Raw genomic sequence first — 24,530 nt, forward strand, 5'->3', positions numbered from 1 at the left:
GCTTTCCGACCAATCGGCGTGGTTGCCGATTTGGTAACGCCGATCGCCGAGGATGACGTCCCTCACGGCGCCGTGGCTTGCGAAATGCCCGCAAATATGGCCTGTGGCTTTCGTTGAATCGATTTTTTGCTGGGGGAAACAATGATCCGGTTTTTTGCCGCGCCGATTGCCGCCATCGCATTGCTGTCGGCCACATTGGGCGGCGCCTCTGCGGCCGGAATGTTCGACTTCACGGGTACCAGTTCCACCGGGTATCTCGGCGGCGGCGGCGGCGTGAGCCCGATCCCCCGGACCACCGTCATGTACAACGGCAATTATGCCCCCGGCACCGTCGTGGTGAACACGGCCGAGCGGCGGCTGTATCTGGTGCTCCAGAACGGCCAGGCGCTGCGCTACGGCATCGGCGTCGGCCGCGACGGCTTCCGCTGGGGCGGGGTGCACAGGATCACCGCCAAGAAGGAATGGCCGGACTGGACGCCGCCGTCGCAGATGCTGGCCCGCCGGCCCGACCTGCCGCGCCACATGAAGGGCGGCATCGAGAACCCGCTCGGCGCGCGCGCGATGTATCTGGGCTCGACGCTGTACCGCATCCACGGCTCCAACGAGCCGGAGACGATCGGCCAGGCGGTGTCCTCGGGCTGCTTCCGCATGACCAATGACGACGTCAGCGACCTCTACAGCCGCGTCTCGGTCGGCACCCCCGTGGTCGTGCTGAACAACTAGCCGGGCAGCGAACGGCCGCAATCCGACGGGGCGGGTGAATATGCGGTCTTGTGCGTCGCTTCCGAATACGGCAGCGTCGCATGGCAATGAGCGCACTGGTCCCGCCTTCGTCCGGCTTTCGCATCGCCCTGCTGGCGCTCGCCACCTTCGGGTTCGCCCCTGACACCACCATCGCCGTCGCGGGCGAATTGCCCGCGATCGCCTCGCGCCAGCGCGCCGAGAAGAAGAATTTTACCGACGGCGAGATCGTCGAAGGCTTCCTGAAAACGGCGTTCGGCGCCGAGTATCATCTCGCCGGCCGCGTCGACCGCATCCGCAAGTTCGACGGGCCGGTGCGCGTGTTCGCCGAGAGCGACCGCGCCGACCGCAAGACCCAGCTCGCCAAAGTCGTGGCCGACATCGGCACCCGCGTGCAGCATCTCGACATCGCCATGACCGACTCCAGCGAGGCGGCGAACGTGCGCGTGAAGCTCGTGCGCGACCGCGATCTGTTCCGCACCATCTCGAGTTTCTACGGCGCGGAGAAGGCCCGCGAGATCCGCACCTCGCTCGATCCGCAATGCCTGTCCGGCTTTCGCAAGAACGAGCATTTCGAGATCGAGCATTCCGACGTCATCCTCACCGTCGACAACGGCGATTTCACCTTCCTCGACTGCGCCTATGAGGAGCTGCTGCAATCGCTTGGGCCGATCAACGACACCGCGAGCGTGCCGTGGACGATGTTCAACGACAACGTCTCGATGGGCTATTTCGACGTCTACGACCAATACATCCTCAATCTGCTCTACGATCCCCGCATCAAGGCCGGCATGACCGTGGCCGAGGTCAAGGCGGCGCTGCCCGGCGTGCTCACCGATGTGCGCATCTGGGTGAAGCGCGTGAACGACCTGAAGGAGTGAGGCTCTGCCCCTCCCCTGGGGGCCTCACACCTTCGTCGCCTTCGTCATCAGGAACTGCTGGCGCATGACGTTGTTGCCGGCGTCGAAATATTCCGAGATCAGCGCCTCGAACCCGGCGCGGAAGCTCTTGAGCTTGTCCGGCTCGTCCTTGTACTGGCCGATCAGCTTGATCAAAGGTCCGATGGTCGTTTCCATGGTACGGCGAAAATGCTGCGGACTGAGTGCGGACGGCGTCATCATGTCCATCTCGAAGCGGAGATCCGCCACCTTGCCCGCGAGGCGCTCGGTGACGATCTTCGGATCGCCCCACAGCACCGGCGATGCAACGCCCTCGGGCGGCGGCAAATGGCGGCCGATCAGCGCGAACATCCGTCCGACGTAGAGATGCGGCGGCCAAGTGGAGAAGGCGATGGTGCCGCCCGGCTTCAGCACGCGCAGCATCTCGGCAATGGTGACGTCGGGGCGCGGCGCGAACATGTGGCCGAACTGGCTCAGCACCACATCGAACTCATTGTCCCCGTAAGGCAGGCTCTCGGCGTCGCCGTCGGCGAAGTCGACATCGAGCTTCGCCAATTGCGCGTGCTCGCGGGCGCGCTCGATCAAGACCGGCGACAGATCGAGACCCCTGACTTTTGCGCCGCGGCGCGCCGCCGTGATCGCGACGACACCGGTGCCGCATCCGACATCGAGCAGCCTTTGGCCGGCGGCAACGCCGGCAAAACCAACGAGCTTGGCGGCACTCGGCGTCGTGAACACCTCCATCGGCGTAAACAGCGACCAGGCCTCCTTCTGGACTGCCTTGAAACCTGCAAACGGATCCTGCTCGGTCACGGAACTCTCCTTTGCTCGAGGTCGATCTTCATGAGGCTCGCAAGGGTCGCCGAAGGTTCAACGCACGCGCAAGGGCCGTCCAAGGGCGGTCGCGCCGGCCTATTGAACGAGATCGGCGACGGTGGTTGCCGCCTTGAGGCCGGTGCCGGTCAGGACTGCGACCGTGGTCTCGTTCGCCTTGATGGCACCGTTGGCGGAGAGTTTTTCCAGCGCCGCGGCCGCGCTGGCGCTGGTCGGTTCGGCAAACAGGCCTTGGCGGGCAAGACGCCGCAGGGCGGCGACGATCTCGTCCTCGGTGAGCGCGACGGTGCCGCCGCCGCTCTCGCGCAAGGCGCCGATGATCTCGCGCAGGCGCAGCGGATGCTTGATCGCGGTGCCTTCGGCAATTGTCTTGCTCACCTCGCGCGCGACGGGCGTATCGACGCCGGCCCGAAAGCTCGCGTCGATCGGCGAGCAGTTTTGCGGCTGCGCCGCGAACAGGCGCGGCAGCCTTGCGATCTGGCCGGCCTTGAGCAGCTCGCGGAAGCCGAAGGCGCAGCCGAGCAGGCTGCTGCCGGCGCCGACGGGGACGATGACATTGTCGGGCGCGCGAAAACCGAGGTCTTCCCAGATCTCGTAGGCGAGCGACTTGGTGCCTTCGAGGAAGAACGGCTGCCAGTTGTGGCTGGCGTAAAAAGTCTGGCTCGACTGGCGGATGGCCTCGGCCTCAGACTCCTCGCGCGGGCCCTCGACGAGCTGCACCGCGGCGCCATAGGCACGCACCTGCGCAATCTTCGCCGGCGAGGTCGACGCCGGTGCAAGGATTTTCACGCGCATGCCCCCGGCGGCACCTAGCCCGGCCATCGACGAGCCGCCATTGCCGGAAGAGTCTTCAAGGATGGCGTCGACGCCGATCTGCCGCAGGAAGGACAGCATCACCGCCGAGCCGCGGTCCTTGAAGCTGCCGGTCGGATTGAACCATTCGAGCTTGAAGAACGGTCGCAGCTCGCCCCAGTTCTGCTGAACCAGCGGCGTGCACCCTTCGCCGAGCGTGATCGGCTGCGCGATCGCGACCGGCAGCGCTGCCCGGTAGCGCCAGAGTGAACGCGTGCGGGGCTCGATGTCCTCGCGCGACAGCCCTGCCCCCGGCGTCACCAGCAGCGGCGTACGCTGGTCCGAGCACCAGCGCGGCTGGTCCAGCGGATAAAGCTGTCCGTTGCGGGGATCGATATAGCTGGCGGCGGGCATGGCGGTCTCCAGGGCAAGGGCGTTCTGTGCGACTGGACTGATGACATGTTTTGTCCAGAAACTCGACGGCCGCCGCGCAGACCAGGCACCGCCCCTTGAAAATACAAAAATAACAATTATTTCAGTATCTTACACTAATCGCGACGGCGCGCGGGCAAGGCTCGCCGGCGTGAGATTGCGGCGCACGGAAGAGCCCCGCCGGCGCGCTGATGACGGGAATTTGGCGGCGAACGGCCCTGCCCCGCACAGCACGATTAACTTGTCTGTCGTGGCTGGCCGCTACAATATGTTGGATTGAGCTTGCGTCGCCGGCGTTCCGGCAGCGCAACAGAGCCAGGCCCGTCCGAGCGGCGGGCCGTTGGCTTTTTGGGAGCCTGGACATGAGCCGCGCGAACCGTACCGACCACATCCGCCTGACCTCCCATCCGGAGCCGGGCCGGAAGGCCGCCTTTCCGATCCACTGGGGCGCCGCCGACGCGCGCGCCCGCGGGCCGATCATCGGCACGGTGTCGCGCGCTGGGGATCGCAACGTGATCGGCAGCCATGGCGGCTCCTATGCGATGTACCGGGCGCTCGCCGTCTCCGCCGGCGCGCTCGATCCGATCCGGCGCCCCGACCTCACCAACACGTTCCCCGCGGCGACCATCGGACCGTTCGAGCAATGGCGCGATCCCGCAAAGATCGTCGCGCTCGATCCCTGGGGTCATCTGGTCGCCGAGAATTTCGGCAAGGAGATCGCCGAGGGCTCCGACATCCGGCCGAGCATCGCGGTGACGCGCGCGCGGCTCGACCTGCCGGAGATCCGCGAGGCGCTGGCCGCAAAACGGCTGCGCGCCGACGGCGAAGTCGTGCATGCCAATGGCAGCGTGTCGGTGGTGAAGATCGCGATCGATCCGGTCTGGTATTTGCCCGGCCTTGCCGAGCGCTTCGCGACCAACGAGACCGAGCTGCGGCGCACGCTGTTCGAGCAGACCGCCGGCATGTTCCCCGAGCTGGTGACCCGGCCGGACATGAAGGTGTTCCTGCCGCCGATCGGCGGCACCACGGTCTACATGTTCGGCGACGTGACCAAGCTGCCGGACCATCGCACCAAGATCACCTGCCGCGTGCATGACGAGTGCAACGGCTCCGACGTGTTCGGCTCCGACATCTGCACCTGCCGCCCCTACCTCATCCACGGCATCGAGGAATCCGCGCGCGGCGCGCAGGAGGGCGGGCTCGGGCTCGTGATCTACAACCGCAAGGAAGGCCGCGCGCTCGGCGAGGTCACGAAATTCCTGGTCTACAACGCCCGCAAGCGCCAGGAGGATGGCGATGCGGCCGCCGCCTATTTCGAGCGCACCGAATGCGTCGCCGGCGTCCAGGACGCACGCTTCCAGCAATTGATGCCGGATACGATCCACTGGCTCGGCCTGAAGCGCATCGACCGCTTCCTGTCCATGAGCGACATGAAGCACGACGCGCTGACCTCGCAGGGCATCGACATCGTCGAGCGCGTACCGATCCCGCCGGAGCTGATTCCGGCCGACGCCTATGTCGAGATCGCCGCGAAGAAGGCCGCCGGCTACTACTCGACCGACATCGCGCCGGAGAAGGACGTCAACGGCGTGGTCGGACGGTCGCTGGAAAAATATTGATCGCGTGATGGCGGACGCTTTGGAACGGCAGGCCCGCTCGCTGCTCAGCGCAGAAGCAGTGCGCACGCGGGCCGGAGAGATGCTCGAGATCGGCCTGAACGGCGGGCTCACGCATTTCACCATCGATCTCGATCGCATGGACGGCGTTGCGGAGGCCGTGCTCGCGGTCACGCGCAAGGCCTATCCGACGCTCGATATTCCCTTCCATGCGCGCTGGCGCCACTTCGTGCTCGGCGGCGTCGACCGCTGGGCGCGGCTCGCCGACGCCACGTCGTGGCCGGATCGCGCGGCGCGCGCGCGCGCCGAGTTCGACCTTGCCATCGTCAGCGTCCTGCTTGATGCCGGCGCGGGAGCGGCGTGGCGATACCGTGACGCCGTGACGGGGCAAGATATCGGCCGATCCGAGGGACTTGCGATCGCCAGCCTCGACATGTTCGCAAGCGGACTGTTTTCCGGCGATGCGCGCGCACCGTTCAGGGCCGACGCGGATTTGCTCGCAAAGCTGCCCCTCGCCGCGCTCACCTCCGCTTTTCAGGTGAGCGATGCCAATCCGCTGCTCGGCCTCGAAGGACGCACCGATCTGTTGCGGCGTCTGGGCCGGCTCGTATCCGAACGTGCCGATGTTTTCGGCCTGCGCGATACGCCGCGGCCGGGCGGCCTGTTCGATCACATCGCGGCACAGGCAGTGGGCGGCGCCATCGCCGCGCCCGCGATCCTGTCGGCGGTGCTGAACCAGCTTGGGCCGATCTGGCCGTCGCGCCTCGAACTTGCAGGAATTCCGCTCGGCGATTGCTGGCGCCATCCGGCGATCAAGGCCAACGACGCAACGGCGGGCCTCGTGCCCCTGCACAAGCTGTCGCAATGGCTGAGCTATTCGTTGATCGAACCGCTGCAGCGCGCCGGGCTCGAGGTCACCGACATCGACGGCCTGACCGGGCTTGCCGAATACCGCAATGGCGGCCTGTTCGTCGACCACGAGGTGCTGCGCCTGCGCGATCCCAATGACGCCGAGCGGGCGCATGCGGTGGATTCCCTCCTCGTCGTGGAATGGCGCGCGCTGACCTTGGCGTTGCTGGACCGTTTGGCGGAGCGCGTCCGCGCAAAGCTCGGTCGCACGCCCGAGTCCCTGCCACTCGCCAGCATTCTGGAAGGCGGCACCTGGGCCGCAGGCCGCGCCATTGCCTTTTCGCGTCGTCCCGATGGCGCGCCGCCGCTCAAGGTGATCAGCGACGGCACGGTTTTCTGACCCTCTCCTTGTGGGAGAGGGTGCCTCGCGTAGCGGGGGTTGCTTCCGCGGGAGTCTCTCTCACTGAAGCTCGCGGAAGGTACCCCTCATCCGGCGCTTCGCGCCATCTTCTCCCACAAGGGGAGAAGGAAGAAAGGCATCCGATCATGGAAGGCGTCACGATCGTCGATCATCCGCTGGTGCAGCACAAGCTGACGCTGGTGCGGGACAAATCCATCTCGACAAAGTCGTTCCGCGAGCTGATCAAGGAGATCGGCATGCTCTTGTGCTACGAGGTGACGCGCGATTTGCCGCTCGCCGATACCGTCATCGAGACGCCACTGGCGACGATGCACTCGGCCAAGATCGCCGGCAAGAAGCTCGTGTTCGTGCCGATGCTGCGCGCCGGCACAACTTTCGTCGACGGCATGATGGATCTGGTGCCGACCGCGCGCGTCGCGCATATCGGGCTCTATCGCGAGCCGCACAGTTTTGCGGCGGTCGAGTATTTCTTCAAATCGCCGTCCGATCTCAGCGAGCGGCTGGCGATCGTGGTGACGCCGGTGGTTGCGACCGCCAACACGGCGGTGGCCGCGATCGACCGGCTGAAGGAGCGCGGCGCCAAGGACATTCGGCTGGCCTGCCTGATCGCAGCGCCGGAAGGGCTCGAACGGCTGCGCGGTTTGCATCCGGACGTGCCGATCTGGACGGCGGCGGTGGATGAAGGCCTCGACGAGAATGGTTTTATTATCCCCGGCCTCGGTGATGCCGGCGACCGCGCTTACGGGACGCGGTAACGCTGAAGCTCAGATCTTCCCGCTGCCGCAAATCCCCTTCAGCGCCTGCCACTCCTTATCCGTCAGCAGCGGCGGGCCGCTTGGAGGGCGATCCTCCCTGGTCATGCGTGCGAGGCGGTCCTCGGTCAGCGGATGGCTCGCCAGGATCGAGGTGAGGCCGCCGCCTTCCTTGCCGGTGATGCGGAACATCAGCTCGGCCGCCGGCTTCGGTGAGCGCCCGAGCTTGTGCATGATCTCGATCGCGAACGTGTCGGCAGCGGCTTCCGCCTCGCGCGAATAGGAGGCTTCGACCACGCTGCGCGAGGCGAAGATCACGGCGCTCGAACCGGTGACGTCGCCGAACAGCAGGCCGATCAGGAACGAGGTGCCGCCGTTGTAGATCAGGCCGCGCATGTTGTCGTAATGCTTGAGATGGCCGAGCTCGTGGGCGAGGATGCCGGCGATCTCGTCGGGGTTCTCCGCCTTGTCGAGCAGGCCCCTCAGCACGTAGACCTTGCCGCCGGGCAGCGCGAACGCGTTCGGCACGGAAGTCGGCAGCACGCCCGCCGTCACGGAATCGTCGTCGAGACCGGCGGCATCGCGCAGGCGGTTGACGAGCTTGACGAAGGCGGCCTTGCCTGAGGGGTCTTCGCATACGTTGCGCCCGAAGATGGTCTTCACCTGGACTTCCGACGCATCGCCGATGCGCCGCTCGATCGGTTTCGGCACCAGCGGCGCGAGACGGTCGGCGGCGAGCGGCACGCCGAACAGCACGACACAGACGATGGAAACGGCGGCCGCCACCGACCAGCCGACGATTTTTACCACGCCACGACGCGAGGTCTGGTGCTCGTCGAGATGCATGCAGCGGACGGTGACGTCGGCGGCCAGCGCGGCATCGCGGATTTCGAGGCGCGCCAGGGACGGCGCGGACGTGCAGGCAAGACGCAAGATTCCGGCCGGACTGTCGGCGCGGCGAATGTCAGCATAGGCCCAGCTCACGGGCGCCCCGCCCTCCTCGGCAATCTCGAGCGCTTGACCGAGCGCCAGCGTCACCTGCCGCCTGCGGCTCGACACGCCGTCGAAGAAGATCGTCGGCCTTGCGGACTGCGCCGGGATCTCGGTGGACACCTCACTCACAGCTCAGAATCCCGCGACATCGAGCCCATCGGCAAAGCCTTCGCCGAGCGCGCTGGCGAGTTCACCGCTGCCACGCACGTCCGCCGCAGCGCCGATGTTGTGCACCTCGACGGTCTCCAGCACCTTGGCCCAGAGATCGCGCTGGAGATAGACCCGCATGACGATGTTGAGGGCAAGGGCCAGCGCGAAGTAGCCGATCACCATCATCACCAGCATCGGGATGCTCTTGGCGGCATTGTCGGGCCCGAAGGCCTGCTCGGCCGGAACGCCGCTGAGCGTGACGACGAGCATGGTCGCGCCGCCGAGATAGGCGCCGAAAATGGCCGAGAGCAGCGTCCACCAGCCGATCACTTTCCAGTACAGGCCGTAGAAGGCATCGTGCGGCAACTTCGAGGACAGGCTGACGCCGCCGATGCGGATGCCGTCGAGCCACCAGCGCCATTCGCGCGCCTTGAACTCGGCATAAAAGAACGGGGCGAGCGGGAAGATCACAATTGCGATCGGGCTGAGCAGCCACAGCCACCAGCCGCGCTTGAAGAAGGTCCAGCCGTCGGCGGCGAAATCGCCGCGCAAATCGCCGTAATGGGTGTGCCGCATCTTGTAGCGTTCGAGCGAGGCCTCGCGCCAGGGCAGCGCCAGGCCGAGCGTCAGGAACACCAGCAGGCCCCACAGCATGGCACGGAACGAATAGGCCCAGCCGGAGCCGTCCATCCAGAACCGCACGCCGCGCCAGACCGTGCGCGTCAGCCGATAGCGCCGCGCGCGAAAGATCGCGAACTGACCGAAGGCGTAGAAGCTGATGAACAGCGGCGTCGAGGCAAAGCCCTGCCACCGCTCGAACTCGATACCGACGAGGAAATAGGCGAGATAGATCGGCACCAGGATTGCCAGCGCGAACAGGAAGCCGATCAACAGCTCCTTGCCGCGGCCGGTATATTCGGCGGCGTCGCCGTCGATCGACGTGTCCGTCCACAAATGACGACGGATGTCGGTGACGAGCCAGAACCGGTAGAAGCCGAACGTGACCAGCTCCAGCATGGCACCCTTGGTGACCATTTTGCGGAACGCGGAGCGGTCACCGGTGAAGTCGACCCGCGTGGGCGGCAGCGGCGGGGGTAAGGGTTCGGAACCGATGGGGGCCCATTGCATGTCGTTCACGGCGGCAACCTCGGGATGTCGGCCTGGTGCGATCAAACTATAGATCAGAGATTGGTCGATCCCCAAGGCGGGCGGGTTCGATTCACCTCGATTCCAGTCGGTTTTCGCACGTCTCCGCAGCCGAGGGCGTGCGGGAGATCACGTTGACACATCCGCGTGACGGCCGATCAACCCTCTCGCAAAGGTTGGATGTGGCAAAACTCTCCCTTGCTCCGGCGCGGACAACCGGCTGTAATTGCAAATCAAATACCGCAGCGCAGAATTCAACGAGAACGCGCGGTTCATGTCAGGGAGAGCGGTCATGCATGGGACCATCGAGAACGCGGCGAAGCTCGACGCGTTACGCGCGCGCGCCACGTCATTGCCGCTGGAGCAGTTCGATCCGGGCGATCCCGAGCTGTTCAGGACGGATACATTCTGGCCCTATTTCGACCGCCTGCGCCGGGAAGATCCCGTGCACTATTGCAAGGATTCGATGTTCGGGCCGTACTGGTCGGTGACGCGCTACAACGACATCATGGAGATCGAGACCAACCATTCGGTGTTCTCCTCGGCCTCCTCGCTCGGCGGCATCACCATCCGCGACATCGATCCGGATCTGCGCCGCGAGAGCTTCATCTCGATGGACCCGCCGCGGCACGCCGCCCAGCGCAAAACCGTGGCGCCGATGTTCACGCCGACGCATCTGGACAATCTCGCGCTCAGCATCCGCGAGCGCTCGGCCGAGTGCCTCGACAATCTGCCGCGTGGCGAAGTGTTCGACTGGGTCGACCGCGTCTCGATCGAACTGACCACGCAGATGCTTGCGGTGCTGTTCGACTTTCCCTGGGAGGATCGCCGCAAACTGACGCGCTGGTCGGACATCGCCACCACGATTCCCGGGCCCGACGGCCTCGTCGCCACCGAGGACGAGCGGCAGGCCGAACTGACCGAATGCGCGGGCTATTTCGCGCGCCTGTGGAAGGAGCGCATCGCGCAGCCGCCGAAGAGCGATCTGCTCTCGATGATGGCGCATGGAGCCGCGACACGCGACATGGACGCGAAGAACTTCCTCGGCAATCTCGTCCTTTTGATCGTCGGCGGCAACGACACCACCCGCAATACCATGTCGGGCTCGATCTACGCACTGAGCCAGCATCCTGAGCAATATCGCAAGCTGCGCGAGAATCCCGGCCTGCTCGACAGCTTCGTGCCGGAGGTGATCCGCTGGCAGACGCCGCTGGCGCACATGCGCCGCACCGCACTCGCCGACTTCGAGTTCCGCGGCAAGCAGATCAAGAAAGGTGACAAGGTCGTGATGTGGTACGTCTCGGGCAACCGCGACGCCGAGGCGATCGAAAAGCCCTACGATTTCATCATTGACCGCGCCCGGCCGCGCACGCATCTGTCCTTCGGCTTCGGCATCCACCGCTGCGTCGGCTTGCGGCTTGCCGAACTCCAGCTCAAGATTATCTGGGAGGAGATCCTGAAGCGATTCGACCATATCGACGTGGTCGGCGAACCCAAGCGGGTCTATTCGAGTTTCGTGAAGGGTTTGGAAACGCTGCCGGTGAAGATTACGGCGTGAGTTCGAGCTATAACCCACGAGGATATTGCCCCCTCTCCCGCTCGCGGGAGAGGGTTGGGGAAAGGGTATCTCCGCAACGGGACAATCCCCTGGAGGAGAAAGCCCTCACCCGGCGCTGCGCCTTAGCCGAGCCTTCGCCTTGGCGTTCTTGAGATGTCGGCCGCCGGAGGCGGCCTGTGCCTCTCCCGCAAGCGGGAGAGGTTGGAAACAAACACTGGAGCTACCAACATGAACATCCAGACTCCGGTCAAGACCGACAAGGCCGAACGCATGCGCAAGGCCCGCGAGGAGGCCTATGCGACGCCGCTGTCGCACTTCCATCCCGGCGCGCCCCGGCTGTTCCAGGACGACACCTTGTGGCCGTGGTTCGAGCGGCTGCGCAAGGAAGAGCCGGTGCACTACTGCACCAACGCGCCGATCGAGCCGTACTGGTCGGTGGTGAAGTACAACGACATCATGCATGTCGACACCAACCACGCCCTGTTCTCCTCCGATTCAACGCTCGGCGGCATCGGGATCCGCGACGTGCCGGAAGGTTATGACTGGCCGAGCTTCATCGCCATGGACCAGCCGCGTCATTCGTCGCAGCGCAAGACGGTGTCGCCGATGTTCACGCCGACCCATCTGGACGAACTGGCAAAACTGATCCGCCAGCGCTCGCAGACCGTGCTCGACAATCTGCCGCGCAACGAGACCTTCAATTTCGTCGAGCGCGTCTCGATCGAGCTGACGACGCAGATGCTGGCTACCCTGTTCGACTTCCCCTGGGAAGAACGGCGCAAGCTGACGCGCTGGTCGGATGTCGCGACCGCGCTGCCCAAGAGCGGCATCGTCGCATCCGCCGAGGAGCGCCGCCGCGAGATGGACGAGTGCTACGCGTACATGTCCAAGCTGTGGAACGAACGCGTCAACTCCGCGCCGCGCAACGACCTATTGTCGCTGATGGCGCACAACGACGCCACGCGCTTCATGGACCCCGACAACCTCATGGGCAACATCATCCTGCTCATCGTCGGCGGCAACGACACCACGCGCAACACCATGACCGGCTCGGTGCTGGCGCTGAGCGAGAACCCGGACCAATACGACAAGCTCCGCGCCAACCCGGAACTGATCGATTCCATGGTGCCCGAGGTGATCCGCTGGCAGACCCCGCTCGCGCATATGCGGCGCACCGCGCTTGCCGATACCGAGATCGGCGGCAAGCACATCAAGAAAGGCGACCGCGTCGTGATGTGGTACGTCTCCGGCAACCGCGACGAGGAGATGTTCGAGAAGCCGAACGACTTCATCATCGACCGCCCGCGGCCGCGCACCCATCTCTCCTTCGGCTTCGGCATCCACCGCTGTGTCGGCATGCGCCTCGCCGAGCTGCAGCTCAAGATCGTCTGGGAGGAGATGCTGAAGCGCTTCGACCGCATCGAGGTGGTGGGCGAGCCGAAGCGGATCTATTCGAGCTTCATCAAGGGGTACGAGTCGCTGCCGGTGCGGATTCCGGGGTAGACCCTAGCCTCCGTCATTGCGAACGCAGCGAAGCAATCCAGAATCCCTCCGCGGAAACAGTCTGGATCGCTTCGCTGCGCTCGCAATGACGAGTTGTGGATGCATATGCGCGTCACGGCCGCGCAGGCGAGCGCGGCGGCCACCTCCAGCTATAAAATTTCGGCATGACAGCTCGCGCCAGATGCGAAGGCACGATGGCGCGCGGCTGTTCTACGACAAGCGCGCATCTAACTCAACTTGATGTCCCACACGCCGTCCTTGCGGCAGGCGGCGACCTCCTCGCGCAGGAGGGCGGTGACGGCAAGCGAGGCCGTCGAGACCGGGCGGTCGATTGGAGAAGCGAATATGAGCTCGCGCGTCATCGGCTTGGATACGACAGCGGTTTCCAGTCGCCCGTCGGCGACCTCGCCGTGGACCGACGAGGGCGGCAGCAGCGCGAAGCCGAGGCCTTCCTCGACAAGGCTGGTCAGCACACGGAACGAATCCGCCTCGAGCTGGACGTTGAGCTTGATCTTGCGCTGGGCCGCCGCATGCTCGATCAGCGCGCGGAGACCGTGGGAATGACTGGGCAGCACCAGCCGCTGCCGCAGCAGCCAGCCGATCTCGACGTTCTTCCTGCGCGCAAGGCCGCAGCCGCGCGGGCCGACCGCGACGATGTTGTCGCGGCCGAGGCTTTCCACATTGAGATGCAGATCGGCGGAGCGGCCATAGAGGATGGCGAGGTCCATCTCGCCGCGATGCAGCCATTCGACGAGATGGCCGCTGTAGCTCTCGACGATGCGCAGCGAGATGCCGGGAAACTTCTCGACGCAGCGCCGCGCGAAACGCGCCGACAGCACGCAGCTCACGGTCGGAACCAGGCCGAGCACGACCTGACCGGACAGCGGCCCCTTGGCCGACTGGATGTCGTCGCGGATCTGGTCGATCTGCCGCACGATGCCGGCGGTGCGCGCCAGCAAGAGACGGCCCGCCTCCGTCAGCACCATGCCGCGACCGTTGCGCGTGAACAATTCGGTGCGCAGCTCGTGTTCCAGCAGCTTGATCTGCCGGCTCAGCGCCGGCTGCGCCACGCGCAACGTGTCGGACGCCTTGGAGAGGCTGCCGAGCTCCGCCACGCAACTGAAGGTCCTGAGCTGACGGAAATCCATGCTTGCCAATCCTGGAAGGCTACTCCATACGCTATAGCAAATGAGCATAGGGGGATGGCGTTGTTTTCACAACGCCAGAGGATTGGCCGGCGTTATCTTAACCGCCGCACCCAACGGGAAACGCCATGAGTGAAGATCACCAGACCGAAGATCACGCCGACATCCGCGAAGCCGTCGCAAAGCTCTGCGCGCAGTTTCCCGGCGAATACTGGCGCAAGCTCGATCGCGAGATGGCCTACCCCAAGGCCTTCGTCGATGCGCTGACAGAGGCCGGTTACCTCTCGGTGCTGATCCCCGAGGAATATGGCGGCGCGGGCCTGAAGCTGTCCGCGGCCGCGGCGATCCTCGAAGAGATCCAGCGCGCCGGCTGCAACGGCGGCGGCTGCCACGCCCAGATGTACACGATGGGCACGGTGCTGCGGCATGGCAATGACGAGCAGAAGGCCAAATATCTGCCGAAGGTCGCGAGCGGCGAATTACGGCTGCAGGCGTTCGGCGTCACCGAGCCGACCAGCGGCACCGACACCACCTCGCTGAAGACCTTTGCGCGCAAGGACGGCAACGCCGGCTACATCGTCAACGGCCAGAAGATCTGGACCAGCCGTGCCGAGCATTCCGACCTGATGCTGCTGCTGGCGCGCACCACGCCGAAGGACGAGGTCAAGAAGCGCACCGATGGGCTCTCGGTGTTCATCGTCGACATGCGCGAGGCCAAGAACAGGGGCCTCGAGATCCGCCCGATCCGCACGATGATGAACCACGCCACCACCGAAGTGTTCTTCACCGACATGAAGGTGCCGGCGGAGAATCTGATCGGCGAGGAAGGCAAGGGCTTTCGCTACATCCTCTCCGGCATGAATGCCGAGCGCATCCTGATCGCGGCCGAATGCGTCGGCGATGCAAAGTGGTTCATCGCGAAGGCCACGAACTACGCCAAGGAGCGCAGCGTTTTCGGCCGGCCGATCGGCCAGAACCAGGGCATCCAGTTCCCGATCGCCAAGGCCTACGCCGCGATGCGCGCAGCCGAATTGATGGTGAAGGAAGCCACGCGCAAGTACGAGGCCGGGCTCGACTGCGGCGCGGAAGCCAACATGGCGAAAATGCTCGCGGCCGATGCGTCCTGGGAAGCGGCCAATGCCTGCGTCCAGACCCATGGCGGTTTCGGTTTCGCCGAGGAATACGACGTCGAGCGCAAGTTCCGCGAGACGCGGCTCTACCAGGTGGCGCCGATCTCGACCAACCTCGTGCTCTCCTTCATCGCCGAGCACGTGCTCGGCATGCCCCGCTCGTACTGAGGCAGCAATCATGGGCGCATTGGACGGGATTAGGGTGATCGCGGTCGAGCAGGCGGTGGCAGCGCCGTTCTGCTCGTCGCGGCTGGCGGATGCCGGCGCGGAGGTGATCAAGATCGAACGGCCGGAGGGCGATTTCGCCCGCGGTTACGATGCCGCGGCCAAAGGCCAGAGCAGCTATTTCGTCTGGCTCAACCGCGGCAAGCAGTCAGCGGTGGTCGATCTTGCCACCAAGGAAGGTTGCGCCGAGCTGGAGAAGCTGATCGCCAGCGCCGACGTGCTGATCCAGAACCTCAAGCCGGGCTCGATGGACAAGCTCGGCTTCTCGCGCGAGCGGCTGCTGAAGGACTATCCAAAGCTGATTTCCTGCACCATCACCGGCTATGGCGACGAGGGTCCCTACGCGCACCGCAAGGCCTATGATCTCTTGATCCAGGCCGAGAGCGGCCTTGCCTCGATCACCGGCAATCCCGACGGCGCCTCGCGCGTCGGCATGTCGATCGTCGACGTCGCGACCGGCGCCACCGCGCATGCAGCGATCCTGGAGGCGCTGATCGGCCGGGGCCGCACCGGCAAGGGTGCCGACATCCGCATCTCCATGTTCGACGTGATGGCCGACTGGTGCACCGTGCCGCTGCTGAATTCCGAAGCCGGCAATCCGCCCAAGCGCATGGGCCTGCGCCACCCCTCGATCGCGCCCTACGGCGTGTTCACGTCCAGCGACGGCAAGGACATTCTGATCTCGATCCAGAGCGAGCGTGAGTGGAAGACGCTGTGCGCGAAGGTGCTCGACCAGCCGGACCTGCCGGCTGACCCCCGCGTCGCCAACATGGTCGAGCGCGTGCGCAACCGCGATTTCACCGACAAGACTGTCGCGGATAGTTTTGGCAAGATGACGCGCGACGAGCTGCTCAAGCGGCTGTCGGACGCCGACATCGCCTTTGCCGAGGTCAATACCATGGCCGACCTCACCACCCATCCGCATCTGCGCCGCATCGAGGTCGACACGCCGAACGGCCGCGTCAGCTACCCCGCGCCGGCGCCGATCATCGTCGGCGAGACGCGCGCCTACGGCGCTGTGCCAGCGATCGGCGAACGGCCACAATTCAAGACATAACAGAGCGAGGCGTCATGACCGAGCAGCTCGACATCGATCATCTCAGGCAATGGATCGGCCGCAGCACGGAGGCCACCGACGTCGTCACCGCGCAGCTCGTCAAGGGTCTTCGGGCGACACTTTTCCAGGACGTGGGCGAGCCCAAGTCCGGCGATGCCGCGCCGTTCACGGTGCATTGGTGCCTGGCGCAGCCGGTGTTTCCGATGTCGATGCTCGGGCCCGACGGGCATCCGACCCGCGGCGGCTTCCTGCCGCCGGTGCCGCTGCCGCGCCGGATGTGGGCCGGCGGCGAGATCGAATTTTTGCAGCCCTTGCGCGTCGGCGATGAATCGACCCGGACTTCGCGCATTGCCGACGTGACGGTAAAGACCGGATCGACCGGCACGCTGTGCTTCGTCGCGGTCGAGCACAGCATCTCCTCGCCGCGCGGCATTGCCATCCGCGAACGCCAGGACATCGTCTATCGCGAGATGACGACGACGCCGACCGCGCCGGTAAAGGCTCCGCCTCCGCCGCCGAAGGCGCAGCATCGCGAGACCCATGTCTCCGATCCCGTGCTGCTGTTTCGGTATTCCGCGCTGACCTTCAACGGCCATCGCATCCATTACGACCGCGACTACGTCACCAAGGTCGAGGGCTATCCGGGCCTGATCTTCCACGGCCCGTTGCAGGCCGCGTTGATCATCGAGATGGCGGCAAAGCTGCGCGGCGGCAGAGCGCCGAAGAAGTTTTCGTATCGCGGTCTGCAGCCGCTGTTCGAGGGTTCGGAGTTTTCGATCAACGCCAATGAGACCGAGGCGGGCATGGAGCTTTGGACCGCGAATGCCGAGGGGCAGCCGACGATGAAGGGCACGGCGGTGTGGTAGGTCGCTGCTGTTTCCTCCTCGTCATTGCGAGCGCAGCGAAGCAATCCAGAGTCCCTCCGCGGAGATAGTCTGGATTGCTTCGTCGCAAGGGCTCCTCGCAATGACGGTGGGTCTACGAGCGTCGGTAATCAACAGGGACGGAAACCATGGCAAAGAACGGCAAGAGCGGCAGCAAATCCGTCACCGTCAAGCAGGCCACGCTCGACCTGCTGCGGTCGTTCGGCATCAAAAAAGTGTTCGGCAATCCCGGCTCGACCGAGCTGCCGTTCCTGAGCGACTGGCCCGACGACATCGACTACGTGCTGGCGCTGCAGGAAGCCTCCGCCGTCGGCATGGCCGATGGCTACTCGCAGGCGACGCGCAATGCCGGTTTCGTCAATCTGCATTCGGCGGCCGGCGTCGGCAACGCGCTCGGCAACATCTACACCGCGCATCGCAACCAGACACCGCTCGTCATCACCGCGGGCCAGCAGGCGCGTTCGATCCTCCCCTTGCAGGCGTTCCTCTATGCCGAGCGCGCGTCGGAGTTTCCGCGGCCATATGTGAAGTACAGCGTCGAGCCGGCGCGGCCCGAGGACGTGCCGGCCGCGATCGCGCGCGCCTATTACACCGCGATGCAGCCGCCCTGCGGGCCGACCTTCGTGTCGATCCCGATCGACGACTGGGCGCATGCGACGGCTCCGGTCGAGGCGCGCAAGGTCAGCCGCGAGATCGGGCCCGAGCCTGATGCGATGAAGGCGCTGGTCACAGCGCTCGGTTCGGCAAAGCACCCCGCGCTCGTGGTCGGCCCCGGCGTCGATCGCGCGGGCGCTGTCGACCTCATGGTGCGCGTGGCCGAGAAGGCGAAGGCGAGCGTCTGGGTCAGCCCGTTCTCGGCGCGCTGCTCGTTCCCCGAGCGCCATCCGCAGTTCGCGGGCTTCCTGCACGCTTCGCCCGCACAGCTCTCCGATGCGCTGCGCGAGCACGATCTCGTCGTCGTCATCGGCGCGCCGGTGTTCACCTTCCACGTCGAGGGCCACGCCGCGATCTTCGATGGCGGCGCGACGATCTTCCAGATCACCGACGACCCGGATGCCGCCGCGGTCACACCGTTCGGCACCAGCATCATCGCCACGATGAAGCCGGCGCTGGGCCTGCTGCTCGACCTCCTGCCAGAGAGCAAACGCGTGGCGCCGAAAGGCCGCACGCTGCCGCCGGCGCCGCAAGCCGGCGAGCCGCTGCCGGTGGAGTTCTTGTTGCACGCGCTGTCGCAGGCGATGCCGGACGGCAGCTCGCTGGTGGAGGAAGTGCCCTCGCACCGGCCGACGATGCAAAAATTCATGCCGATGCGCGGCCAGGACAGTTTCTACACCATGTCGAGCGGCGGCCTCGGCTACTCCCTGCCCGCCGCGGTCGGCATGGCGCTCGGCAAGCCGAAGAGCCGCACCGTGTGCCTGATCGGCGATGGCTCGGCGATGTATTCGATCCAGGCGCTGTGGACCGCCGCGCAACGAAAACTGCCGCTGACCGTCGTCGTCATCAACAATTCCGGCTACGGCGCGATGCGCTCGTTCAGCCAGGTGATGCAGGTGCGCAACGTGCCGGGACTGGAGCTGCCGGGCATCGATTTCGTCCGGCTGGCCGAAGGCATGGGCTGCGATGCGGTGCGGGTGACGAAGGCCGCGGAGCTCGGCGAGGCGCTCAAGCGCGGGATGGCATTCGCCGGCACGAGCCTCGTCGAGGTGGTCGTGGATTCAGCAGTTCCGGTATTGTACGGGCAGAAGCATTAGGGCGCTACGACGCCAGAAAGCCCCCATCCGCCGCGAGCACGTGCCCGACCACGTAGGATGACGCGTCGGACGACAGCCACACCACGGCTTCCGCAACTTCCTCCGGGCTCCCCATCCGCCGTAGCGGCAGGCCTGCACTGACGGTTGCTATGTCGCCGACGCCGGCGCGCAGCATCATGTCGGTGACGACGCGGCCGGGGGCGATGGCGTTGATGCGGATGCCGCGCGGGGCGTTCTCCATCGCCGCCGAGCGCGTCAGCGAGATCGCGGCCGCCTTCGAGGCCGAATAGAGCGAGAATCCCGGGTTGGGATTGCGCACGCCGCTGACGGAGGCGTTGACCACGATGCTGCCACGCCCCTGCGCCAGCATCGCCGGCAATTGATGGCGCAGGCACAGGAACAGCGCGCGGACATTGGTGTCGAACACGCTGTCGTAGATGTCCATGCCCTGCTCTTCCAGCGGCGCGCGGCGCTCCTGGAAGCCCGCATTGTTGAAAGCGATGTCGAGCCGTCCGCAACGTTCGACGGCGGTGCGCACGAGGCGCGCAACATCGTCCTCCTGCGTGATGTCGGTCTTGACCGGGACGGCGTCCGCACCGAGCTCGCGGCACGCCGCGGCGGCAGCCTCGATCTCGGCCTCGCGCCTGCCCGCAATGACCACGGCCTCCGCACCTTCCGACGCCATCCGCAAGGCCGTGGCGCGGCCAATGCCGCTGCCGCCGCCCGTCACGAGGCAGACCTTGCCCCGCATCCGCATCCCCGCCGGCAAAGTTCCGCTCATGGTCCGCTCCAAAACGCTTGCGCGCGGCGCTCTCCGCATATAGTTGTATGATACAACTATGTGCGGAGAGTCAAGCATGGCCGAGCTTGCGCTGATCGACGACATCCGTGCCGCCTCGCGCCTGATGGTGCGCGAGCTCGGCTTCATGGATGCGACGGTGGCGGCATCGGACTATCCGCCGTCGGCCGTGCACACCATCCTGGAGATCGGCATCCGGGGCCCGATGACATCGGGTGCGCTCGGCGATTTCCTGCGGCTGGAGAAATCCAGCGTCAGCCGTCTGGTGCGCAAGCTGATCGATTGCGGTGAGCTCAGGGAGACGGCCGATGAGACCGATGCGCGCAGCAAGTTGTTGTCGCTGACGGCGAAGGGCCGCCGCACGCTGGAGGCGCTGCACGCCTTCGGTCGCCAGCAGGTGAGTGGGGCGCTGGCGGCGTTGACGGTCACGGAGCAGCGCACGGTGCGTGAGGGCATGATGCTCTATGCGCAGGCGTTGCGTCAGAGCCGCGCGGAGAACGAGGCGCAATCGGCGGCGTAACCACCGGTGTCGTCCCGGCGAAGGCCAGGCGAAGGCCGGGACGACGGCGAGTGTTTGGCGCGAAGCTTCCCTACGTCCCGAACTCGTCCCGCATCTTGGCCTGGATCTTGGCCATGCCGCCGATCCAGCGGTCGTAGTTCTCGGTCTTCTTGCGCATGTAGCCGAGCACCTGGGGGTGCGGCAGGATCAGGAACGTTTCCTGCTCGAGGCCGGCGAGCACATCCTTGGCGACCTGCTCGGGCGTGAGATCGCCGTCGCCGGATTGCGGGCCCTTCGGGATCCCGCGCAGCATGTTGGTGTCGACGCCCTGCGGGCAGAGGATCGAGACCTTGATGTTGTCGGCCTTGTGCGAGATCGCGAGGTTTTCGGCGAAGCCCACCGCGGCATGCTTGGTGGTGGAATAAGCGGGGCTGCCGACCTGCGACAACAGGCCCGCGGCCGAGATGGTGTTGAGGAAATAGCCGCCGCCGCGCGCCTTCATGCGCGGGATCAGATGCCGCGCTGCATAGACATGCGCCATGACGTGGATCGCCCAGCTGCGCTGCCACGGCTCGTCGGAGGCGCCCCCGGCGTTGACCGACATCGGGTCGAAGCCGCCGCCGATTCCGGCATTGGAGCAGAACAACTCGATCGGGCCGAACTGCCGTTCGGTTTCCTCGATGACATGGGCGATCTCTTTTTCCTGCGCGACGTCGCATCTGAAGGCCGCGCCATCCACAGTGGCAGCAACGGCCCTTGCGTTGGCGGCATCCATGTCGGCGACGACGACCTTCGCCGCGCCCGCGTCGTGAAACGCTTCGCACAGCGCCTTGCCGATGCCGTTGGCGCCGCCCGTGACGACCACGACCTTGCCGGTCACCTGCATGCGACGTCTCCTCTTGTCTTGTTTTGTCTTTTACCGCGGCTTGTACGGTTTCTTGGATCCTGCTCAGCTCAACACGAGGTCGAGCACCGCGGTATAATGGCACGCCGCGCCGGCCAAGACAAAGCCGTGCCAGATCGCATTCTGGAAGCGCAACCGCCGCCAGGCGTGGAAGATCACGCCAAAGCTATAGAGCAGGCCACCGGCAAGGATGAAATCCAGAACCAGCGCAGGTAGCGCCTTGACCACGGAATCATAGAGCATCACGCCGCTCCAACCCATTGCAAGGTAGATGCCGACCGCGCCGCGGTCGAACCGGCCGGGATAGCGAAGCTTCAGCACGATGCCGAGGATCGCGACGCACCAGACACAGACGAGCAGCACCAGCGCGAACACGCTGTCCTTCAGCTCCAGGATGAACGGCGTGTAGGTCGAGGCAATGAGCAGATAAATCGCGGAATGGTCGAACCGCCGCAGCAGCCATTTGACCGGCGAGACCGGCCAGAGATTATAGGTCGCCGACAGCACCAGCATCGAGAGCAGGCCGGCGACGTAGATCGAGACGCCGACGATGTCGGTGGCGTCGGCATAGACCACCGCGAGCACCACCAGGACGGTCGCGGCGACGATGCCGGCGAGGACGCCGACCGCATGGATGATTCCATCGGCGATCAGTTCGGCGCGGTCGTAATTCCAGCCGAACGCATCGGCGGCGGCGTGGACGGAATTGGATGCGAGTTGTTTCAGCTGGAAGACGGTCATGGCAATCCGCAAGGTGAGACGATGCTCTCTTGTATGGGTGTTTCGGGACCGGCGCGTCGTTCAATCGATTGATTTGCCGACAAAGGCGGTGGAAGTATGAAGCTTGATTTTCTCCACGCAATTGCCACTTCTGTGAACAGTCTCACATTTTCACCCGCCCGAGATCCCCTACCGTTCATATGGCATTCAGTTTCCAGGATATGGTCGAAGAAGCGCGCCTGTCGGCGAGGGCGCTGATCGACTATGGCGAGCATTTGTTCAACCCGACGGTGCGGCTCGGGGTCACCGGCCTGTCCCGCGCCGGCAAGACGGTGTTCATCACTGCGCTGATCCATGGCCTCACCCGCGGCGGCAGGTTTCCGGTATTCGAGGCCTATTCATCCGGCCGGATCGCGCGGGCGCATCTGGCGCCGCAGCCGGACGATGCGGTGCCGCGCTTTGCCTATGAGAACCATTTGCGCGCGCTGATCGAGGAACGGCTCTGGCCGATCTCGACCGTCGATATCAGCGAGCTCCGCCTCGTCATCGACTACCAGCGCCACAACGGCGCCGACCGCACACTCACGCTCGACATCGTCGACTATCCCGGCGAATGGCTGCTCGACCTGCCGCTGCTCCAGAAGAGTTTTGAGCAATGGTCGGCTGAAAGCCTCGCACTGTCGCGCGAGGCGCCGCGCGCGCATCTGGCCACGGAATGGCACGCGCATCTCGCAACGCTCAAGCCCGAGGCGCGCGAGGACGAGCTGGCGACGCTGACGGCGGCGAAGCTCTTCAGGGGCTATCTGCAAGCCTGCCGCGACGAGCGCTTTGCGATGAGCCTGCTGCCGCCCGGCCGCTTCCTGATGCCCGGCAATCTCGCCGACACGCCGGCGCTGACCTTTGCGCCGCTCGACGTGCCCGCAGGCAGGCAGGCGCCCGAGGGATCGCTGTGGGCGATGATGGTGCGCCGCTACGAGGCCTACAAGGACGTCGTGGTGCGGCCGTTCTTTCGCGACCATTTCGCCAGGCTCGATCGTCAGATCGTGCTGGCCGATGCGCTCGCCGCGTTCAACTCCGGCCCCGAGGCGCTGCACGATCTCGAAGCCGCCCTTGCCGGCATTCTCGATTGTTTCCGCATTGGCCGCAGCACCTTCCTGACCAGCCTGTTCCGGCCGCGCATCGACCGCATCCTGTTCGCGGCGACCAAGGCGGATCATCTGCACCATTCCAGTCACGACCGGCTCGAGGCCGTGCTGCGCCGCGCGGTGACCCGCGCCGTTGCGCGTGCGGAAAATACCGGCGCGGAGATCGACGTGGTGGCGCTTGCCGCCGTTCGCGCCACGCGCGAGGCGCAGGTCGCGAATGGCCGCGACAAATTGCCGTCGATCCTGGGAACGCCGGCCGCAGGCGAAAGCGCCGGGGGCGAGTTCTTTGACGGCAACACCGAGGTCGCGACCTTTCCGGGCGACCTGCCTCTGGATCCCGAGCAGCTCTTCAACGGCACGGAGTCGTTCCGCGGTCTGGCGACGGAGGCCGCCGGGAAGAGCGATTTCCGCTTCCTGCGCTTCCGTCCGCCCAAGCTCGAGCGCGAGGGCAATAAACAGCCGGCGCTGCCACACATCCGCCTCGACCGTGCCTTGCAGTTCCTGATCGGAGACAAGCTGTCATGAACGACCGATCCCAGCCGCGGCGGCCGGCGACGTTCCGGCTCGATGATCCCGGCGTCGTCGTCACCGAAGCCGACGAGACCAGCCGGCTGAGCCGCGGCACGATCCAGATCACGCCGGAGCACGATCCACTGGCGCTGCCGGTGCCGATCGCACCGGCGCTCCCGGCGCGGCGCGGCTTTCCCTGGGGCGCATTGTTCTGGTCGGGCGTCGCCGGGCTGACGTTGCTCGGCGTCGGGCTCGGAATCGTGCATCTGATCGAGGATCTGTTTGCGCGCAGCGAAAGCCTCGGTTTTGTCGGCCTGGCGTTCGCGCTCGTCACCGCGCTGGCGCTCGCGGTGGTGATCGGGCGCGAGGCGTTCGGCCTGGCGCGGCTCGCGACGATCGAGAAGCTGCATCAGCGCGCGGCCGCGGTGCTTGCCAGCGACGACCGCAAGGAGAGCCGCGTCATCGTGCAGGACCTGCTCGCGCTCGCGCACCAGAATCCGCAGCTCGCCCGCGCCCGCGCCACGCTGGAGAGCCACGCCGGCGAGATCATCGACGGCGCCGACATGATCCGCCTCGCCGAGCGCGAACTGATGTCGCCGCTGGACGCGGAGGCGCGGCGGCTGGTGTCGTCAGCCGCGCAAAAAGTCTCGATCGTCACCGCGGTTTCGCCGCGTGCGCTGATCGACGTGATGTTCGTGTTCGTGGCCTCGTTGCGGCTGATCCGCCAGCTTGCTTATCTCTATGGCGGCCGCCCCGGCGCGCTCGGCATGATCCGCCTGCTCCGCCACGTCATCGCCCATCTTGCCATCACCGGCGGCATGGCCGCGAGCGACAGCCTGGTGCAGCAGATGCTCGGCCACGGTATCGCGGCGAAGCTGTCGCAGCGGCTGGGCGAAGGCGTGCTCAACGGCCTGTTGACGGCACGGCTGGGCCTCGCCGCGATCGACGTGACGCGGCCGCTGCCGTTCGCGGCACTGCCGCCGCCGAAACTGTCGGACCTCGCGACGGATTTGTTGCGAAAGAAAGAAGACGAGGAGTAGCACGCCGCTCATACTTACCTTCCCCTGGAGGGTAA

Annotated in this window: 22 protein-coding genes; 14 read left to right on the top strand and 8 right to left on the bottom strand. The window is 65.7% G+C overall.

Features of this window, described 5'->3' with window-relative positions; genetic code table 11:
* Window positions 1–141: 141 nt before the first annotated feature.
* Together NR187_RS15025 and NR187_RS15030 are read left to right on the top strand one after the other, a co-directional pair.
* Entirely contained in the window at window positions 142–723 is a 582-nt protein-coding gene (locus tag NR187_RS15025; RefSeq protein ID WP_256806944.1) for a L,D-transpeptidase, read from the top strand.
* 86 nt (window positions 724–809) lie between these two features.
* Window positions 810–1,622, top strand: coding sequence for a DUF2927 domain-containing protein (locus tag NR187_RS15030; protein ID WP_211382410.1), 813 nt, complete (start codon window positions 810–812; stop codon window positions 1,620–1,622).
* A gap of 24 nt (window positions 1,623–1,646) precedes the next feature.
* On the opposite strand, the gene NR187_RS15035 is transcribed toward NR187_RS15030, so the two are convergent.
* Both NR187_RS15035 and NR187_RS15040 read right to left on the bottom strand, forming a co-directional pair.
* On the bottom strand, window positions 1,647–2,453 hold the full coding sequence (locus NR187_RS15035; RefSeq protein ID WP_211381704.1) for a class I SAM-dependent methyltransferase: 807 nt from the start codon (window positions 2,451–2,453) through the stop codon (window positions 1,647–1,649).
* 99 nt (window positions 2,454–2,552) lie between these two features.
* Window positions 2,553–3,680 carry a threonine synthase gene (locus NR187_RS15040; protein WP_211381703.1) on the bottom strand — a complete coding sequence of 376 codons (1,128 nt, stop codon included), beginning with the start codon at window positions 3,678–3,680 and terminating at the stop codon, window positions 2,553–2,555.
* A gap of 380 nt (window positions 3,681–4,060) precedes the next feature.
* Here NR187_RS15040 and NR187_RS15045 point away from each other — a divergent pair, with 380 nt between their 5' ends.
* The 3 genes from NR187_RS15045 to upp all read left to right on the top strand — a co-directional run bounded on the left by NR187_RS15045 (window position 4,061) and on the right by upp (window position 7,339).
* Window positions 4,061–5,317: a GTP cyclohydrolase II gene (locus NR187_RS15045; RefSeq protein ID WP_256806945.1), complete on the top strand. Its 1,257-nt coding sequence runs from the start codon at window positions 4,061–4,063 to the stop codon at window positions 5,315–5,317.
* A gap of 7 nt (window positions 5,318–5,324) precedes the next feature.
* Window positions 5,325–6,563 carry a URC4/urg3 family protein gene (locus NR187_RS15050; protein ID WP_256806946.1) on the top strand — a complete coding sequence of 413 codons (1,239 nt, stop codon included), beginning with the start codon at window positions 5,325–5,327 and terminating at the stop codon, window positions 6,561–6,563.
* Window positions 6,564–6,709: 146 nt separating this feature from the next.
* Window positions 6,710–7,339, top strand: coding sequence for a uracil phosphoribosyltransferase (gene upp / locus NR187_RS15055; RefSeq protein WP_211381700.1), 630 nt, complete (start codon window positions 6,710–6,712; stop codon window positions 7,337–7,339).
* Window positions 7,340–7,348: 9 nt separating this feature from the next.
* Here the strand turns inward: upp and NR187_RS15060 are convergent, their stop codons facing one another.
* Both NR187_RS15060 and NR187_RS15065 read right to left on the bottom strand, forming a co-directional pair.
* Complete coding sequence (locus NR187_RS15060) at window positions 7,349–8,458, bottom strand: M48 family metallopeptidase (RefSeq protein WP_256806947.1); 1,110 nt, start codon at window positions 8,456–8,458, stop codon at window positions 7,349–7,351.
* Window positions 8,459–8,461: 3 nt separating this feature from the next.
* Complete coding sequence (locus NR187_RS15065; protein WP_372703108.1) at window positions 8,462–9,616, bottom strand: YjgN family protein; 1,155 nt, start codon at window positions 9,614–9,616, stop codon at window positions 8,462–8,464.
* Between the two features lie 301 nt (window positions 9,617–9,917).
* Here NR187_RS15065 and NR187_RS15070 point away from each other — a divergent pair, with 301 nt between their 5' ends.
* Together NR187_RS15070 and NR187_RS15075 are read left to right on the top strand one after the other, a co-directional pair.
* Window positions 9,918–11,183: a cytochrome P450 gene (locus NR187_RS15070; RefSeq protein ID WP_211381698.1), complete on the top strand. Its 1,266-nt coding sequence runs from the start codon at window positions 9,918–9,920 to the stop codon at window positions 11,181–11,183.
* Window positions 11,184–11,411: 228 nt separating this feature from the next.
* Complete coding sequence (locus NR187_RS15075; protein WP_211381697.1) at window positions 11,412–12,686, top strand: cytochrome P450; 1,275 nt, start codon at window positions 11,412–11,414, stop codon at window positions 12,684–12,686.
* A gap of 227 nt (window positions 12,687–12,913) precedes the next feature.
* Here NR187_RS15075 and NR187_RS15080 read toward each other — a convergent pair whose 3' ends face one another.
* Complete coding sequence (locus NR187_RS15080) at window positions 12,914–13,834, bottom strand: LysR substrate-binding domain-containing protein (RefSeq protein WP_211381696.1); 921 nt, start codon at window positions 13,832–13,834, stop codon at window positions 12,914–12,916.
* A gap of 125 nt (window positions 13,835–13,959) precedes the next feature.
* Here NR187_RS15080 and NR187_RS15085 point away from each other — a divergent pair, with 125 nt between their 5' ends.
* The 4 genes from NR187_RS15085 (at window position 13,960) to mdlC (ending at window position 18,878) form a co-directional block, all read left to right on the top strand.
* A complete protein-coding gene (locus NR187_RS15085) occupies window positions 13,960–15,129 on the top strand; it encodes an acyl-CoA dehydrogenase family protein (protein ID WP_211381695.1) in 1,170 nt (389 codons plus the stop codon).
* Window positions 15,130–15,139: 10 nt separating this feature from the next.
* Window positions 15,140–16,243 carry a CaiB/BaiF CoA-transferase family protein gene (locus NR187_RS15090; protein ID WP_256806948.1) on the top strand — a complete coding sequence of 368 codons (1,104 nt, stop codon included), beginning with the start codon at window positions 15,140–15,142 and terminating at the stop codon, window positions 16,241–16,243.
* Between the two features lie 14 nt (window positions 16,244–16,257).
* A complete protein-coding gene (locus tag NR187_RS15095; RefSeq protein ID WP_256806949.1) occupies window positions 16,258–17,109 on the top strand; it encodes a MaoC family dehydratase N-terminal domain-containing protein in 852 nt (283 codons plus the stop codon).
* A 146-nt stretch (window positions 17,110–17,255) separates the two neighbouring features.
* Entirely contained in the window at window positions 17,256–18,878 is a 1,623-nt protein-coding gene (gene mdlC, locus NR187_RS15100) for a benzoylformate decarboxylase (RefSeq protein ID WP_256806950.1), read from the top strand.
* A gap of 4 nt (window positions 18,879–18,882) precedes the next feature.
* On the opposite strand, the gene NR187_RS15105 is transcribed toward mdlC, so the two are convergent.
* Entirely contained in the window at window positions 18,883–19,659 is a 777-nt protein-coding gene (locus tag NR187_RS15105) for an SDR family NAD(P)-dependent oxidoreductase (protein ID WP_256806951.1), read from the bottom strand.
* Window positions 19,660–19,735: 76 nt separating this feature from the next.
* Here NR187_RS15105 and NR187_RS15110 point away from each other — a divergent pair, with 76 nt between their 5' ends.
* A complete protein-coding gene (locus NR187_RS15110; protein WP_256806952.1) occupies window positions 19,736–20,197 on the top strand; it encodes a MarR family winged helix-turn-helix transcriptional regulator in 462 nt (153 codons plus the stop codon).
* Window positions 20,198–20,267: 70 nt separating this feature from the next.
* On the opposite strand, the gene NR187_RS15115 is transcribed toward NR187_RS15110, so the two are convergent.
* Together NR187_RS15115 and NR187_RS15120 are read right to left on the bottom strand one after the other, a co-directional pair.
* Window positions 20,268–21,062, bottom strand: coding sequence for an SDR family oxidoreductase (locus NR187_RS15115; RefSeq protein ID WP_211381689.1), 795 nt, complete (start codon window positions 21,060–21,062; stop codon window positions 20,268–20,270).
* 63 nt (window positions 21,063–21,125) lie between these two features.
* Window positions 21,126–21,821, bottom strand: a complete 696-nt coding sequence (locus NR187_RS15120) for a hemolysin III family protein (protein ID WP_211381688.1) — start codon at window positions 21,819–21,821, stop codon at window positions 21,126–21,128.
* 179 nt (window positions 21,822–22,000) lie between these two features.
* On the opposite strand from NR187_RS15120, the gene NR187_RS15125 reads away from it, so the two are divergent.
* Window positions 22,001–23,470: a YcjX family protein gene (locus tag NR187_RS15125; RefSeq protein ID WP_256806953.1), complete on the top strand. Its 1,470-nt coding sequence runs from the start codon at window positions 22,001–22,003 to the stop codon at window positions 23,468–23,470.
* Window positions 23,467–24,495, top strand: a complete 1,029-nt coding sequence (locus NR187_RS15130) for a YcjF family protein (protein ID WP_211381686.1) — start codon at window positions 23,467–23,469, stop codon at window positions 24,493–24,495. The genes NR187_RS15125 and NR187_RS15130 overlap by 4 nt, the downstream gene beginning before the upstream one ends.
* The last annotated feature ends 35 nt before the right edge of the window (window positions 24,496–24,530 follow it).

The organism is Bradyrhizobium sp. Bra64, assembly GCF_024519875.1.
Classification (GTDB): Bacteria; Pseudomonadota; Alphaproteobacteria; order Rhizobiales; family Xanthobacteraceae; genus Bradyrhizobium; species Bradyrhizobium japonicum_G.